General features: G+C 69.5%; 13 protein-coding genes and 1 pseudogene. 9 read left to right on the top strand and 5 right to left on the bottom strand.

All coding sequences use genetic code 11. The features are described from left to right. Positions 1 to 58: 58 nt before the first annotated feature. The 4 genes from NON19_RS20570 (at position 59) to kdpB (ending at position 5,391) form a co-directional block, all read left to right on the top strand. Positions 59 to 1,231, top strand: coding sequence for a 5-(carboxyamino)imidazole ribonucleotide synthase (locus NON19_RS20570; RefSeq protein ID WP_255930232.1), 1,173 nt, complete (start codon positions 59 to 61; stop codon positions 1,229 to 1,231). Next, positions 1,228 to 1,752, top strand: coding sequence for a 5-(carboxyamino)imidazole ribonucleotide mutase (purE, locus tag NON19_RS20565; protein WP_255930136.1), 525 nt, complete (start codon positions 1,228 to 1,230; stop codon positions 1,750 to 1,752). Before NON19_RS20570 ends, purE begins: the two co-directional genes overlap by 4 nt. After that, a complete protein-coding gene (locus NON19_RS20560; protein ID WP_255930134.1) occupies positions 1,749 to 2,951 on the top strand; it encodes a dipeptidase in 1,203 nt (400 codons plus the stop codon). Before purE ends, NON19_RS20560 begins: the two co-directional genes overlap by 4 nt. A 313-nt stretch (positions 2,952 to 3,264) precedes the next feature. Continuing rightward, positions 3,265 to 5,391, top strand: coding sequence for a potassium-transporting ATPase subunit KdpB (gene kdpB, locus NON19_RS20555; RefSeq protein WP_255930132.1), 2,127 nt, complete (start codon positions 3,265 to 3,267; stop codon positions 5,389 to 5,391). A gap of 120 nt (positions 5,392 to 5,511) precedes the next feature. Here the strand turns inward: kdpB and NON19_RS20550 are convergent, their stop codons facing one another. After that, positions 5,512 to 6,852, bottom strand: a complete 1,341-nt coding sequence (locus NON19_RS20550) for a UDP-glucose dehydrogenase family protein (protein ID WP_255930130.1) — start codon at positions 6,850 to 6,852, stop codon at positions 5,512 to 5,514. Positions 6,853 to 7,052: 200 nt separating this feature from the next. Here NON19_RS20550 and NON19_RS20545 point away from each other — a divergent pair, with 200 nt between their 5' ends. Further along, positions 7,053 to 8,210, top strand: a complete 1,158-nt coding sequence (locus NON19_RS20545) for an acyl-CoA dehydrogenase (protein ID WP_255930128.1) — start codon at positions 7,053 to 7,055, stop codon at positions 8,208 to 8,210. 73 nt (positions 8,211 to 8,283) lie between these two features. Here NON19_RS20545 and NON19_RS20540 read toward each other — a convergent pair whose 3' ends face one another. Beyond that, entirely contained in the window at positions 8,284 to 9,531 is a 1,248-nt protein-coding gene (locus tag NON19_RS20540; protein WP_255930126.1) for an LCP family protein, read from the bottom strand. Between the two features lie 123 nt (positions 9,532 to 9,654). Beyond that, positions 9,655 to 10,095 (bottom strand): ATP-binding protein, encoded by a 441-nt coding sequence (locus NON19_RS20535; RefSeq protein WP_255930124.1) that lies wholly within the window; start codon positions 10,093 to 10,095, stop codon positions 9,655 to 9,657. A gap of 105 nt (positions 10,096 to 10,200) precedes the next feature. On the opposite strand from NON19_RS20535, the gene NON19_RS20530 reads away from it, so the two are divergent. From NON19_RS20530 to NON19_RS20520, 3 genes are read left to right on the top strand one after another with little or no spacing between them, the layout of a single operon-like run. After that, on the top strand, positions 10,201 to 11,013 hold the full coding sequence (locus NON19_RS20530; RefSeq protein ID WP_255930122.1) for a helix-turn-helix domain-containing protein: 813 nt from the start codon (positions 10,201 to 10,203) through the stop codon (positions 11,011 to 11,013). Beyond that, positions 11,010 to 11,264: a DUF397 domain-containing protein gene (locus NON19_RS20525; protein WP_255930120.1), complete on the top strand. Its 255-nt coding sequence runs from the start codon at positions 11,010 to 11,012 to the stop codon at positions 11,262 to 11,264. The genes NON19_RS20530 and NON19_RS20525 overlap by 4 nt, the downstream gene beginning before the upstream one ends. A gap of 46 nt (positions 11,265 to 11,310) precedes the next feature. Then, a complete protein-coding gene (locus tag NON19_RS20520; RefSeq protein ID WP_255930118.1) occupies positions 11,311 to 11,862 on the top strand; it encodes an acyl-CoA thioesterase in 552 nt (183 codons plus the stop codon). Between the two features lie 106 nt (positions 11,863 to 11,968). Here NON19_RS20520 and NON19_RS20515 read toward each other — a convergent pair whose 3' ends face one another. Then, positions 11,969 to 12,907 (bottom strand): LCP family protein, encoded by a 939-nt coding sequence (locus NON19_RS20515; protein WP_255930116.1) that lies wholly within the window; start codon positions 12,905 to 12,907, stop codon positions 11,969 to 11,971. Between the two features lie 149 nt (positions 12,908 to 13,056). Here NON19_RS20515 and NON19_RS20510 point away from each other — a divergent pair. After that, a pseudogene (locus NON19_RS20510) lies at positions 13,057 to 13,845 on the top strand (glycosyltransferase family 2 protein); the annotation flags it as partial. On the opposite strand, the gene NON19_RS20505 reads toward NON19_RS20510, so the two are convergent. Further along, positions 13,795 to 13,917 (bottom strand): LCP family protein, encoded by a 123-nt coding sequence (locus NON19_RS20505; protein WP_255930231.1) that lies wholly within the window; start codon positions 13,915 to 13,917, stop codon positions 13,795 to 13,797. The pseudogene NON19_RS20510 and the gene NON19_RS20505 overlap by 51 nt on opposite strands. Positions 13,918 to 13,959: the final 42 nt, after the last annotated feature.

Raw genomic sequence — 13,959 nt, 5'->3', positions numbered from 1 at the left:
GATTCGTCCCGAACGTCCTCGCCTATACCCTGGCCTGGTGACATTCCCGGTAGTCGGCATGGTGGGGGGCGGACAACTCGCCCGTATGACGCACGAGGCGGGCATCCCGCTCGGCATTCGTTTCAAGCTGCTCAGTGACGGACCGCAGGACTCCGCGGCACAGGTCGTCTCGGATGTGGTGGTCGGTGACTACCGCGATCTGGAGACGCTGCGGGCGTTCGCCAAGGGATGCGATGTGGTCACCTTCGACCACGAACACGTTCCGACCGAGCATCTGCGGGCGCTGGAGGCCGAGGGCGTCGTCATTCGACCGGGCGCCGACGCGCTGCTGCGCGCCCAGGACAAGGGGGCGATGCGGGACGCGCTGACCTCGATCGACGTGCCGTGCCCGCGGCACCGGATCGTCGCCGACCCCGAGGACGTGGCGGCCTTCGCCGCCGAAGGCGATGCTGCGGCGCGCAGCGCCTCGGTTGAGGGTGGTGGCGGGCGACGGGAGGGCGAGGGCTTCCCCATTGTGTTGAAGACCGTGCGCGGCGGATACGACGGCAAGGGGGTTTGGGTCGTCCACGACACGGAAGAGGCGGCTGAACCCTTCAAGGCCGGTGTCCCGGTGCTGGCCGAGGAGAAGGTCGACTTCGTACGGGAGCTCGCCGCCAACGTGGTGCGCTCCCCTCACGGCCAGGCCGTCGCCTACCCGGTGGTCGAGTCGATCCAGGTCGACGGCGTCTGCGACACCGTGATCGCGCCCGCGCCGAACCTCTCCGAGGAACTGTCCGCCCAGGCCCAGCGGCTCGCGCTGAGCATCGCCAGTGAACTGGGCGTCATCGGCCATCTCGCGGTCGAGCTGTTCGAGACCCGCGACGGCCGGATCCTGGTCAACGAGCTGGCGATGCGTCCGCACAACAGCGGCCACTGGACCCAGGACGGCGCCGTCACCTCGCAGTTCGCCAACCACCTGCGAGCGGTGCTGGACCTGCCGCTGGGCGACCCGCGCCCGCGCGCCCGGTGGACCGTGATGACCAACGTGCTCGGCGGCGACTATCCCGACATGTACCACGCGTACCTGCACTGCATGGCCCGTGACCCCGCCCTGAAGATCCACATGTATGGCAAGGACGTGAAGCCGGGCCGTAAGGTCGGCCACGTCAACACCTACGGCGACGACCTGGCCGACGTGCGCGAGCGCGCCCGGCACGCCGCCGACTACCTGCGAGGAACGATCACCGAATGAACTCCCCCCTCGTCGGCATCGTCATGGGATCCGACTCCGACTGGCCGGTAATGGAAGCCGCCGCCAAGGCGCTCGAAGAGTTCGAGGTCGCCTACGAGGTCGACGTCGTCTCGGCGCACCGCATGCCGCGCGAGATGGTCGGGTACGGGGAGCGGGCGGCCGGGCGCGGCCTGAAGGCGATCATCGCGGGCGCGGGCGGCGCCGCCCATCTGCCCGGCATGCTCGCCTCGGTCACCCCGCTCCCGGTGATCGGTGTGCCCGTACCGCTGAAGTACCTGGACGGCATGGACTCGTTGCTGTCCATCGTGCAGATGCCCGCCGGGGTGCCGGTGGCCACCGTCTCCATCGGCGGGGCGCGCAACGCGGGACTGCTCGCGGTGCGGATGCTGGCCGCGCACGACGAGGAACTCTTCGAGCGGATGCGGCACTTCCAGGAGGACCTCAACCAGCAGGCCACCGAGAAGGGCAAGCGGCTGCGCAACAAGGTCGCGGGCCAAGCCTCGTTCGGGTTCGCGAAGTGAGTGCGGCGCCGGACCACCTCGCCCGCGCCCGTGAACTGCTCGCCGCCCACCCGGTGGTCGACGGCCACAACGACCTGCCGTGGGCGTTGCGCGAACAGGTTCGCTACGACCTCGACCGGCTCGACCTCGCGGGCGACCAACGCGCCTCGCTGCACACCGACATACCCCGGCTGCGCGCGGGCGGCGTCGGCGCCCAGTTCTGGTCGGTGTACGTACGCGCCGACCTCACCGGTGACGACGCGGTCAGCGCGACCCTGGAACAGATCGATGCCGTACGGCAGTTGACCGAGCGCTACTCCGCGGACCTGCGGCTGGCCACCACCGCGGACGACATGGAGGCCGCGCGGGCCGAGGGGCGGATCGCCTCGCTGATGGGCGCCGAGGGCGGCCACTCCGTCAACAACTCCCTGGCCACGCTACGGGCGTTCCACGCGCTCGGCGTGCGGTACATGACGCTCACCCACAACAGCAACGTGGCGTGGGCTGACTCCGCCACCGACGAGCCGCGGGCGAACGGACTCACCTCCTTCGGCGAGGAGGTGGTGCGGGAGATGAACCGCTGCGGCATGCTGGTCGATCTCAGCCACGTCTCGGCCGACACCATGCGCGACGCGCTGCGGGTCACCTCGGCACCGGTGGTCTTCTCGCACTCCTCGGCGCGCGCGGTCTGCGACCACCCGCGCAACGTCCCCGATGACGTGCTGGAGTCGCTGCCCGGCAACGGCGGTGTGGCGATGGCGACGTTCGTACCGAAGTTCATCCTCCCCGAGGCCATCGAGTGGACCCTGGCCGCGGACGAGAACATGCGCGCCCACGGTCTGCACCCGCTGGACACCACGCCCAAGGGCATGGCGGTGCAGCAGGCCTACGAGGAGCGCAACCCGCGCCCGCTCGCCACCGCGGCCACCGTCGCGGACCACCTCGACCACATGCGCGAGGTCGCGGGCGTCGACCACATCGGCATCGGCGGTGACTTCGACGGCACCGCGTTCGTGCCGGAGGGCCTGGACGATGTCGCGGGCTACCCCAACCTGATCGCCGAACTGCTGCGCCGCGGCTGGTCGGACGCTGACCTGGCCAAGCTGACCTGGCACAACGCGGTACGGGTGCTGCGCGACGCGGAGGCGGTCGCCCGCGAGGAGCGGGCCAGGCGCGGCCCGTCCAACGCGACCATCGAACAGCTGGACGGAACGCGCTGAGCGCTCCCGGCTGGAGTGCGGTGATGCGCCGTCGATCCTCTGCGGCACCGTTGTGGCTGGTCGCGTAGTTCCCCGCGCTCCTTCACGGCCCTACCGAGCCGCAGCGGACTTCCGACGACCCGCTGAGTCGCCGGGTGCGGCCGCGTAAGGGGCGTGTCAAACCGCGCGGCCGCACCGCCAAGGCCGCATAAAGAGCGTCCGGGCGCGCTGCCCGGAGCCGATTGGCTGGACGGCACCGGTACCCGCCGGTGCCGCGCCGGGGCGGTCAGCCGCGGGGCGGAGTCTCCCCTCGTCACGTAGCGATGGATCCGCCATGCCCTTGTCGGCGCCCGAGAAAGTCGTTGTCCCTGAACATCAGCCCGCCCGGCACTCCGCGTCCGGCTCGCCGCGGGTCTCCGCGGGGCTGATCGATTACCGGCAACTGGTCGAGGCGCTGCCCGAGGCGCTGCGCAAGCTGCATCCACGGCGCATGATCAGGACGCCGGTTCTGTTCGTGGTCGAGGTGGGGGCCACGCTCACCGCGCTGTCCGCGCTGCTGGCGCCCACCGTGTTCGCCTGCGTGATCACCGTCTGGCTGTGGCTGACGGTGGTGTTCGCCAACCTTGCCGAGGCAGTGGCGGAGGGCCGCGGCAAGGCGCAGGCCGAGTCGCTGCGCAGAACGCGGACGCGGACCACGGCGCGGCGGCTGCACCGCTGGCGGGTGGGTCTTGAGGACTGTCCCGAAGAGATCGTCCCGTCAACGGAGTTGAAGCCGCAGGACTTCGTGGTGGTGGAGGCCGGGGAGATCATCCCCGGTGACGGCGAGGTGATCCACGGCATCGCCTCGGTCGACGAGTCCGCCATCACCGGCGAGTCCGCCCCGGTCATCCGGGAGGCGGGCGGGGACCGTTCGTCGGTCACCGGCGGCACCAAGGTGCTCTCCGACCGCATCATCATGCGCATCACCTCAAAGCCGGGCGGTACCTTCATCGACCGGATGATCGCGCTGGTCGAGGGAGCGCAGCGGCAGAAGACGCCCAACGAGATCGCGCTGAACATCCTGCTGGCCTCGCTGACCATCGTCTTCATCCTGGTCGTGGTCACCCTGCAGCCGATGGGCCGGTACGCCGGTTCCGAGCAGTCCACGATCGTGCTGGTGGCGCTGCTGGTGACGTTGATCCCGACGACCATCGGCGCGTTGCTGTCGGCGATCGGCATCGCGGGCATGGACCGCCTGGTGCAGCGCAACGTACTGGCCATGTCCGGCAGGGCGGTTGAGGCGGCGGGAGACGTCTCCACGCTGCTGCTGGACAAGACCGGCACCATCACGCTCGGCAACCGGCAGGCGGCCGAGTTCCTGCCGCTGGACGGCGTGGCGGACTGGCAGCTCGCCGACATCGCCCAACTGTCCTCACTGACCGACGAGACGCCCGAGGGCCGCTCGGTGGTGGTGCTCGCCAAGCAGCGCTACGGGCTGCGGGAGCGGCATCAGGGGGAGTTGCCGGGGGCGCGGTTCGTGCCGTTCACCGCGCAGACGCGGATGAGCGGCGTGGACCTCGCCGACGGCCGGATGATCCGCAAGGGCGCGGCGGCGGCCGTCGCCGACTGGGTCGTGCGGCGCGGCGGTTCCGTCCCGGACGGCCTGGGCCAGATGGTCCAGGCGGTCTCCTCCTCCGGCGGCACGCCGCTGCTGGTAGCGGTCGAAGACGCCTACGGCGCAAGGGCGTTGGGCGTCATCCACCTCAAGGACGTGGTCAAGGACGGCATCAGGGAACGCTTCGTGCAACTGCGCCGGATGGGCATCAAGACCGTCATGGTCACCGGCGACAACCCGCTGACCGCCCGTGCCATCGCACAGGAGGCCGGGGTGGACGAGTTCCTGGCCGAGGCCACACCTGAACAGAAGCTGGCGCTGATCAAACGGGAACAGGCGGGTGGCAACCTGGTCGCGATGACCGGCGACGGCACCAACGACGCGCCCGCCCTCGCCCAGGCGGACGTGGGCGTGGCGATGAACACCGGCACCTCGGCCGCCAAGGAGGCCGGGAACATGGTGGACCTGGACTCCAACCCCACCAAGCTGATCGACATCGTCCAGGTGGGCAAGCAACTGCTCATCACCCGGGGGGCGTTGACGACCTTCTCGATCACCAACGACGTGGCGAAGTACTTCGCGATCATCCCCGCGATGTTCGCGGGCGTCTATCCGGGCCTGGACAAGCTCAACATCATGGGCCTGCACAGCCCGCAGTCCGCGATCACCTCGGCGATCATCTTCAACGCCCTGATCATCGTCGCGCTGATCCCACTCGCGCTGCGCGGCGTGCGCTACACCCCTGCCTCGGCCCACGACCTGCTCCGCCGCAACCTGGCCCTCTACGGCCTGGGCGGCCTGGTCCTGCCGTTCCTCGGCATCAAGGCCATCGACATGGTGGTGCGGTTCGTACCGGGGATCGGGTAGGGAGCCCAGGACTGCCGCTGAGCCGGTGCGACGCACGCTGCGGCGCCCCGCCTCACCTCCCCGCACTGAGACGTACGGCGACCTCGCCTATCCGCAGCGTAGCGTCCGGTCAGGCAACCGCTACGCCGTCGGCCGCCCCATCGCGCGGAACGTCCACCCGGCGGAGCGCCAGGCCATCGGGTCCAGGGCGTTGCGGCCGTCCAGGATCCGCCGTTCCGCGGCGACCTCGCCGAGGGCGGTCGGGTCCAGGTCGCGGAACTCGCGCCACTCGGTCAGGTGCAGCACGACGTGGGCGCCGCGGACTGCCTCCAGGGCGGTGGGGGCGTAGCCGAGGGTCGGGAAGAGCTTGGCGGCGTTGTCCATGCCCTTCGGGTCGTAGACGGTGACCTGGCCGCCCTGAAGGTGTATCTGGCCCGCCACGTTGAGCGCGGGCGAGTCGCGCACGTCGTCGGAGTCGGGCTTGAACGAGGCGCCCAGTACCGCGATCCGCTTGCCCAGGAAGCCTCCGCCGCACGCCTCGCGGGCCAGCTCCACCATGTGGCCGCGGCGCCGCATGTTGATCGAGTCGACCTCGCGCAGGAAGGTCAGCGCCTGGTCGGCGCCGAGCTCTCCGGCCCGGGCCATGAAGGCGCGGATGTCCTTGGGCAGGCAACCGCCGCCGAAGCCGATCCCGGCGCGCAGGAACTTGTGGCCGATCCGCTCGTCATGGCCGATCGCCTCGGCCAGCTTGACCACGTCGCCGCCCGCCGCCTCGCAGACCTCGGCCATCGCGTTGATGAACGAGATCTTGGTGGAGAGGAACGAGTTCGCCGCGTTCTTCACCAGCTCGGCGGTCGCGTAGTCGGCCACGACGAAGGGCGTGCCTTCTGCGACGGGCGTCGCGTAAACCTCGCGCAGCAGCTTTTCCGCCCGCTCGGACCGTACGCCGACCACGATCCGGTCCGGGTGCAGGGTGTCCTGCACCGCGAACCCCTCGCGCAGGAACTCCGGGTTCCAGGCCAGCTCCGCGGCTTCCCCGGCCGGGGCCAGCTCGGCGATCCGGTCCGCCAGCCGGGCCGCGCTGCCCACCGGCACGGTGGACTTGCCGACCACCAGGGCGGGGCGGGTCAGATGCGGGGCGAGGGACTCGACGGCGGCGTCCACATGGGACATGTCGCAGGCGTACTCGCCGTGCTTCTGCGGGGTGTTGACGCACACGAAGTGCACATCACCGAACTCGGCCGCCTCCTGCCAGGAGGTGGTGAACCGCAGCCGCCCGGTGGCGCCCTCGATTCCCGCGACGTGCCGGGCCAGCAGCTCGTCGAGCCCCGGCTCGTACATCGGCACCCGGCCTGCCGACAGCGCCTCGATCTTCGCCGGATCGACGTCCAGACCCAGCACCTCGAAGCCCAGTTCCGCCATGGCGGCGGCGTGGGTGGCGCCCAGGTAGCCGGTGCCGATCACGGTGAGCTTCAGCGTCACGGGGTCTGCCTTTCGGGGTTCGCCTGGGTGCCGCGCCCGGGGCGCCGCTAGGTGCGTCAGCCGAGCATAGTCGGGCATAGCGCTGGGAATATCCGCCGCTGTCGGCAACCTCACGTATCCGTGGTACGGGCCGCCGCTCTAGAATTAGGTTACTTAACGGTAGTTAGCAGGCGCACAGCAGATCTTGGGAGTGAGACACCTTGGCGGGTTCGACCGATTTCGATCTCTACCAGCTGTCCGAAGAGCACCAGATGCTCCGGGACACGGTGCGCTCGCTCGCCGAGGCGAAGATCGCCCCGTTCGCGGCCGAGGTGGACGAGCAGGCGCGCTTCCCGCAGGAGGCGCTGGACGCGCTGGTCGGCGCCGACCTGCACGCGGTCCACGTACCCGAGGAGTACGGCGGCGCCGGCGCCGACGCGCTGGCCACCGTCCTGGTGATCGAGGAGGTCGCCCGGGTCTGCGCCTCCTCCTCGCTGATCCCCGCGGTCAACAAGCTCGGCTCGCTGCCGGTCATCCTCTCCGGCTCCGAGGACCTGAAGAAGAAGTACCTGGGCCCGCTCGCCAAGGGCGACGCGATGTTCTCGTACTGCCTGTCCGAGCCGGACGCCGGTTCCGACGCCGCGGGCATGAAGACCAAGGCGGTGCGCGACGGCGACCACTACGTGCTCAACGGCGTCAAGCGCTGGATCACCAACGCGGGCGTCAGCGAGTACTACACGGTGATGGCCGTCACCGACCCGGAGAAGCGCTCCAAGGGCATAAGCGCCTTCGTGGTGGAGAAGTCCGACGAGGGCGTCTCCTTCGGCGCTCCCGAGAAGAAGCTCGGCATCAAGGGCTCGCCGACCCGCGAGGTCTACCTCGACAACGTGCGCATCCCCGCCGACCGCATGATCGGCGCCGAGGGCACCGGCTTCGCCACCGCGATGAAGACCCTCGACCACACCCGCATCACCATCGCCGCCCAGGCCCTCGGCATCGCCCAGGGCGCCCTGGACTACGCCAAGGGCTACGTCAAGGAGCGCAAGCAGTTCGGCAAGGCGATCGCCGACTTCCAGGGCATCCAGTTCATGCTCGCCGACATGGCGATGAAGCTGGAGGCCGCGCGCCAGCTCACCTACGCGGCCGCCGCCAAGTCCGAGCGGGTCGAGGCCGACCTGACGTTCTTCGGCGCCGCCGCCAAGTGCTACGCCTCCGACGTGGCCATGGAGGTCACCACCGACGCCGTCCAACTCCTCGGCGGCTATGGCTACACCCGCGACTACCCGGTCGAGCGCATGATGCGCGACGCCAAGATCACCCAGATCTACGAGGGCACCAACCAGGTCCAGCGCATAGTGATGGCGCGCAACCTGCCGTAAGGCGGCACCCAAGAGCGACGGCCCCCGGCGTCATGCCGGGGGCCGCCGCGTTAGGCGGGCGCGTCAAGTGGCGTCAGCCGCCCACGCGTTCGTCGTTCTGGAGCTTGTCGAAGAGGATCTTGGCCTCGGACTTGTTCCACAGCAGCGCGTCGCCGTCCGCCGTCGGGTAGTTGGGGTTGGCGACGGGGACCACCGTCGACGTGCCCTGGCCGCCGGAGACGTCCTTCATGGCCAGTGCCATCTTCGTCAGGTCGTACAGGCTCATGCCCTTGTCCACGGTCAGCGTCTCAAGGCCCGCGCCCAGCACCGGGTACAGCTTGAACGGGTTCAGCAACGTGCCCGGGGTTGCCGTCTGCTGGGCGACCGCGTGCAGGAACTGCTGCTGGTGCTTCTCACGGCCCAGGTCCTGGTTGGCCTCCTGGTGCCGCTCCCGGACGAACGACAGCGCCTGCGGGCCATTGAACGTCTGGCAGCCCGCCTTGAAGTCCGCGCCCGAGTCCTTGTCCTTGAGCGGCTTGTCCAGGCACATGTTCACGCCACCCAGCGCGTCGACCAGGTTCACGAAGCCGCCGAAGCCGATCTCCGCGTAGTGGTCGATGTGCAGGCCCGTGTTGTACTCCACCGTCTGCGCCAGCAACTGCCCGCCGCCCCAGGAGAACGCCACGTTCAGCTTGTGCTTGGACGCCGGGTACTGCTTGCCCGACGTCCCGGTGAACGCCGGGATCGTCACATAGCTGTCCCGCGGCAGGCTGATCAGCGTGTCCCCGTTGGAGCCCACGTGCAGGATCATCATCGTGTCGCTGTTGCCGAACTGACCCTCGTTGTCGCTGCCGACGTGCAGCGCCTGCTGCTGGTCGGAGGAGAGGTTGCTGCGGTTGTCGGAACCCGCGATCAGGTAGTTCGTGCCCTTGTCCTGCGGCGGACGGTTCTGCAGCGCGCTGAGGTCGATCTTCCGGTTCAGCTTGCCGTCCGCCCAGAAGTACGTGCCCACCGTTGTGGCGAGCAGCACGAGCACCAGCGTCAGCACGCCGTACGTGATCCGCTTGCGCCAGTTCTTCGGGCGGCCCGGCTGGGCCCGGCGCCCCGCACGGTACGTGCCGCTCCCGTCACCGCCCGCCTGCTGCGGCACGCCACCGCGCGCCGCGGCCCTGCGCGGCGACAGCTCGGGCGGCAGCGGCGGCTCGGCGGCCGACCCCTGCGGCGGGGGCGGGGCAGAGTACGACGGCGGCCCGTAGCCGCCCTGCCGCCGCTGTACGTGCGGCATCACGCGAGCGCCTTCCGGCTCGCCGTCCTCGGTCCAACCCTCGGGCCATCCGTTCATGCCTTGCAGTGTGCCTGCTGGACCTTCGAGAAACTGTGGCCGGAACCATTCTGTAGCCGGACTGATGGATTGGTCACAGGACTGCCATGATCGCGGACTTTCCGTGATCATGGAATCGTGCGGCTACGTACCGTGAACGCCTTCGCTGAACGCGTTCAGCACGAACCACACCTCCTTACCGGTCGCCTTCGGTTCAAACCCCCACGCATCCGCCGTCTCGCTCAAAAGGAACAGTCCACGCCCCCGCTCCGACATGTGATCCGGTTCCCGCATCACCGGCGGCGACGGCTCGGTGTCCCGCACCGAAACCCGAATGCCCTGCGCAATACGGCGCAGCTCCAGCACGCACTCCGGCGTCGCCGCGTGCTTGTGCACGTTGCTCAGCAGCTCCGTCACACACATCGCCGCCGCGGGCCGCAACTCCTCCAGGCCCCACTCGCGCAGCCGCGCACCGACGAAGCGCCGCACAGCGGCCAACACGTGCGGCTCCGCACACAGCATCAACTGGCACTCGGCACCGCTTACTTGGGAGGGTGCCGCGATCGGGGGAACTTCCGGCTTCATGACCTCAACGATTCTCGCCTGGGGCTAGCGTGACCAGTCCGACAGACGGTACGGCCAGTTAGTGCGGTTACCCGCCGTCGCGGGACGGAGCAGGGGTGGTGCGGGGTGGACGAACACGACGGCACGCCGGTGGGGTTGCTGATCTATGGCTGCCAGCAGCGGGCGCTGCGGGAGCGGGCGGGTTTCACGCAGGCGGAGTTGGCCCGCAGGGTCAACTACTCGGAATCGCAGGTGCGGTCGGTTGAGAGCGGGCGGCGGCGCCCAAAGCCCGAGTACGTGCGGTGCGTTGATGAAGCGCTGGGCGCGCAGGGGGTGTTGAAGGCTGCGGCTGAGCCGATTGTGGAGCTGAAGCATCCGGCTTGGTTCCTCCGGTATGTGGAGACAGAGGCAGAGGTCGTCAAGCTCTACGCCTACGACTCGGTCGTGTTAAACGGCTTGCATCAGACGGAGGCTTACGCACGCGCTGTCCTCAGCGCTCACATCCCGACGCTTGACGAGGATGAGGTGGAGCGGCGTGTACAGGCGCGACTTGAACGCCAGGCCCTCTACATCCGCAAGCCTGCGCCCACTTTGGGGTTCGTGATCGAGGAGTGGCTGCTGCGGCGCCCTGTCGGTGGCCGCGTTGCGATGAAGGCGCAGCTTCAACGGTTGCTGGAAATCGGTGAGATGCGCAACGTGTCCATTCAGGTTCTTCCACTGGAAATCGAGTCGCACGCTGCGTTTGACGGGCCGCTGACGCTCCTGGAAACGCCGGAGGGGCGCAACGTTGGGTACGTCGAAGGGCAGGCCGGGAGTACCTTCGTCACGAAGTCGAACGAACTCAGTGTGCTCGAACAGCGATATGGCACGCTGCGGGCGCAAGCCCTCAGCACGGGGGAGTCCGCGAGCCTCATCGAACGCCTGGCAGGAGAGCTATGAGTACCGCCAACCTCGTGTGGTTCAAGAGCAGTTACAGCGGCAGCCAAGGCGGCGCGTGCATCGAGGTCGCCCTCGACTGGCGCAAGTCGAGTTACAGCGGCAGCAACGCCGGCCAGTGCGTCGAGGTCGCCGCATGCCCCACCGCCATCCACGTCCGGGACTCCAAGGACCCCGAGGGTCCCGCCCTCACCTTCGCCCCCGCGGAGTGGTCCGCCTTCCTTCGGCTGGCCGCCGAGGTGGGGAAGCCGTAGCCCACCCACCACGGCGCCCCCACCGGGGGCGCCGTATGGTGGCCGCATGGTCAATCTCGTCACCAACAGCCCGGAGGGTGACCTTCCGGGTAAGCCGACCTCCGCGTCCCGTACCACGCTGTCGCACATCATGACGGCGGCCGACACCAACCTGTTGGGCACCGTGCACGGCGGCGTGATCATGAAACTCGTCGACGACGCGGCGGGGGCGGTGGCCGGTCGGCACTCCGGCGGCCCGGCGGTGACGGCGTCGATGGACGAGATGGCGTTCCTGGAGCCGGTGCACGTGGGCGACCTGGTCCACGTACAGGCCCAGTGCAACTGGACCGGCCGTAGCTCGATGGAGATCGGGGTGCGGGTGCTGGCGGAGCGGTGGAACGAGTCCACGCCCAGGACACACGTGGGCAGCGCGTACCTGGTGTTCGCCGCGGTCGACGCGGACGGCAAGCCGCGCACGGTGCCGCCCGTGCTGCCGGAGACGGACAAGGACCGCCGCCGCTTCGAAGAGGCCCAGATCCGCCGTACCCACCGCCTGGCCCGCCGCCGCGCGATCAAGGAACTGCGCGCCCGCCGGGCGGCCGACGGGATCGACGACTAAGCGGTCCGCTGGGAGTGCGGCGGGATGCCGTCGATCGGCTGCGGCAACGTCGTGGCTGGTCGCGCCCACGCGGCGGAGCCGCACATGAACACAGCCCCGCGTCCTTTTAAGGCGCGCCCGCTGGGATCGGGCGGTCCCGGCGGAGCGCGCGGAAGAGTACGGACGCCTTCGCGTCGTCCCACTTCACCGTCGAACCCACGCCGGGGACCTGGTAGTTGACGTCGGCCGTTGGGACGGGGGCGAACTCGGTCGTGGCCGGGTGAAGGTCGCGCACCGCGTCGACGGGCGCCAGGACGGTGTCACTGCGGATCGTGTGGCGGATGATGTTCACGGTGTGCTTGAGGACCTTGGGATCGCTGGAGCGCACGCGGTCCAGTACGCCCGCGGCGAAGTCGCGTTGGCGGCGCATGCGGCCGATGTCGGCGCTGGGATCGGCGTAGCGCACGTACCGCAGCGCACGCTCGCCGTTCAGCAGGGCCGTCCCCGCAGGAAGGTCGAGGCCGGATGCGGGGTCGTGCAGTGGGTGCCGGATGTGGACGGGGACGCCGCCGAGCGCGTCCACGGTCCTGACCAGCGCGGTATGGTCCAGTTCCGCGTAGTGATCGATGTGGACGCGGGTCATCCGCTCCACCGTGCGGATGGTCAGCGGGAGTCCGCCGAGCGTGTAGGCCGCGGTGATCCTTCCTGGTCGAATCGTTTCGCTGAACCGGTCCCTGCGCGGCGGGAGTTCGGAGAACGGGACATAGGAGTCGCGCGGGATGCTGACCACCGAGATCCGGGAGCGGTCCTGGGACAGGTGCACCAACATGATCGTTTCCGCGCACTGGCACGCCCGGTCCGTGCCGACGAGCAGGGTGTTCACGCCCGGGCCTGCCTTCGGCTTCTGATCGCCGAAGCCGCCGAAGGCGTGGACGCCGTAGCCCAGGCCGCTGGTGGCCAGTACCGCCAGTGATACCGCCGAGGCGATGCGCAGCAGGCGGCGGTCGCGGAGCCAGGGGCGGTACGGGTTCGGGCGCGGCGGGCGCCAGGGGACTGAGGCGGGCATGGGCGGCGGGACCTCCCCGGGTACGGCCTGCGGAACCGTTCACGCTAGGTGTGGTGCGGCCGTGACCGTGGCGTCCACGCCGCCGCGCAGCCGGGGGCCACCCGGGCGGCGCGCGCCGGGCTCGGCCGTTCGCGGTAACGTGTCGGCCGATGAACGCCGTGAACACCACTCCACCCGCCGTCTCCGTGATCATGCCGGTGCTCAACGAGGAGCGCCATCTGCGCGAGTCCGTTCGGCACATCCTGGCCCAGGACTACGCGGGCGAGCTTGAGGTGGTGATCGCGCTCGGGCCGTCCACCGACCGCACCGACGAGATCGCGGCCGAGCTGGTCGCGGAGGACCCGCGGGTGCACACGGTGCCGAACCCGACCGGACGTACGCCCGCCGCGCTCAACGCGGCGATCAAGGCGTCGCGGCATCCGATCGTGGTCCGGGTGGACGGGCACGGAATGCTCTCGGCGAACTACATCGCCACCGCCGTGCGGCTGCTGGAGGAAACCGGGGCCGACAACGTCGGCGGGATCATGCACGCGGAGGGCGAGAACGCCTGGGAGCGGGCGGTCGCCGCGGCGATGACCTCCAAGATCGGCGTCGGGAACGCCGCGTTCCACACCGGTGGGCAGGCCGGTCCGGCCGAGACCGTCTACCTGGGCGTCTTCCGGCGTGAGGTGCTGGAGCGGCAGGGCGGTTACAACGAGGAGTTCATCCGCGCGCAGGACTGGGAGCTGAACTTCCGCATCCGCGAGGCGGGTGGGCTGATCTGGTTCTCGCCGGAGCTGAAGGTGTCCTACCGGCCTCGACCCAACGTGCGGGAGCTGGCCAAGCAGTACCGGAACTACGGGCGTTGGCGGCATGTGGTCGCGCGGTACCACTCCGGGTCCATCAACCTACGGTATCTCGCGCCGCCTGCGGCGGTGCTCGGTATTGCCGCTGGACTTCATCTTCCGGATCAGCGAACTCAGGAACTGCTGCTGGAGTTTGATGCGGTCGAGGTCGCCGCCGAAGCCCACCGAGTGCCGGGTACGGACGAACGCCAGCGCCTGCTCGCCCTC

Source organism: Streptantibioticus rubrisoli, from assembly GCF_024436055.1.
Lineage (GTDB): Bacteria > Actinomycetota > Actinomycetes > Streptomycetales > Streptomycetaceae > Streptantibioticus_A > Streptantibioticus_A rubrisoli.
This window is presented reverse-complemented; position numbering and strand designations above follow the sequence as displayed.

Bases quoted from the DNA above. Each gene is read 5' to 3' on its own strand.
- NON19_RS20570 (WP_255930232.1), top strand. From the start codon at position 59: ATGGTGGGGGGCGGACAACTCGCCCGTATGACGCACGAGGCGGGCATC.
- purE (WP_255930136.1), top strand. From the start codon at position 1,228: ATGAACTCCCCCCTCGTCGGCATCGTCATGGGATCCGACTCCGACTGG.
- kdpB (WP_255930132.1), top strand. From the start codon at position 3,265: ATGCCCTTGTCGGCGCCCGAGAAAGTCGTTGTCCCTGAACATCAGCCC.
- NON19_RS20540 (WP_255930126.1), bottom strand. From the start codon at position 9,531: ATGAACGGATGGCCCGAGGGTTGGACCGAGGACGGCGAGCCGGAAGGC.
- NON19_RS20535 (WP_255930124.1), bottom strand. From the start codon at position 10,095: ATGAAGCCGGAAGTTCCCCCGATCGCGGCACCCTCCCAAGTAAGCGGT.
- NON19_RS20525 (WP_255930120.1), top strand. From the start codon at position 11,010: ATGAGTACCGCCAACCTCGTGTGGTTCAAGAGCAGTTACAGCGGCAGC.
- NON19_RS20520 (WP_255930118.1), top strand. From the start codon at position 11,311: ATGGTCAATCTCGTCACCAACAGCCCGGAGGGTGACCTTCCGGGTAAG.
- NON19_RS20515 (WP_255930116.1), bottom strand. From the start codon at position 12,907: ATGCCCGCCTCAGTCCCCTGGCGCCCGCCGCGCCCGAACCCGTACCGC.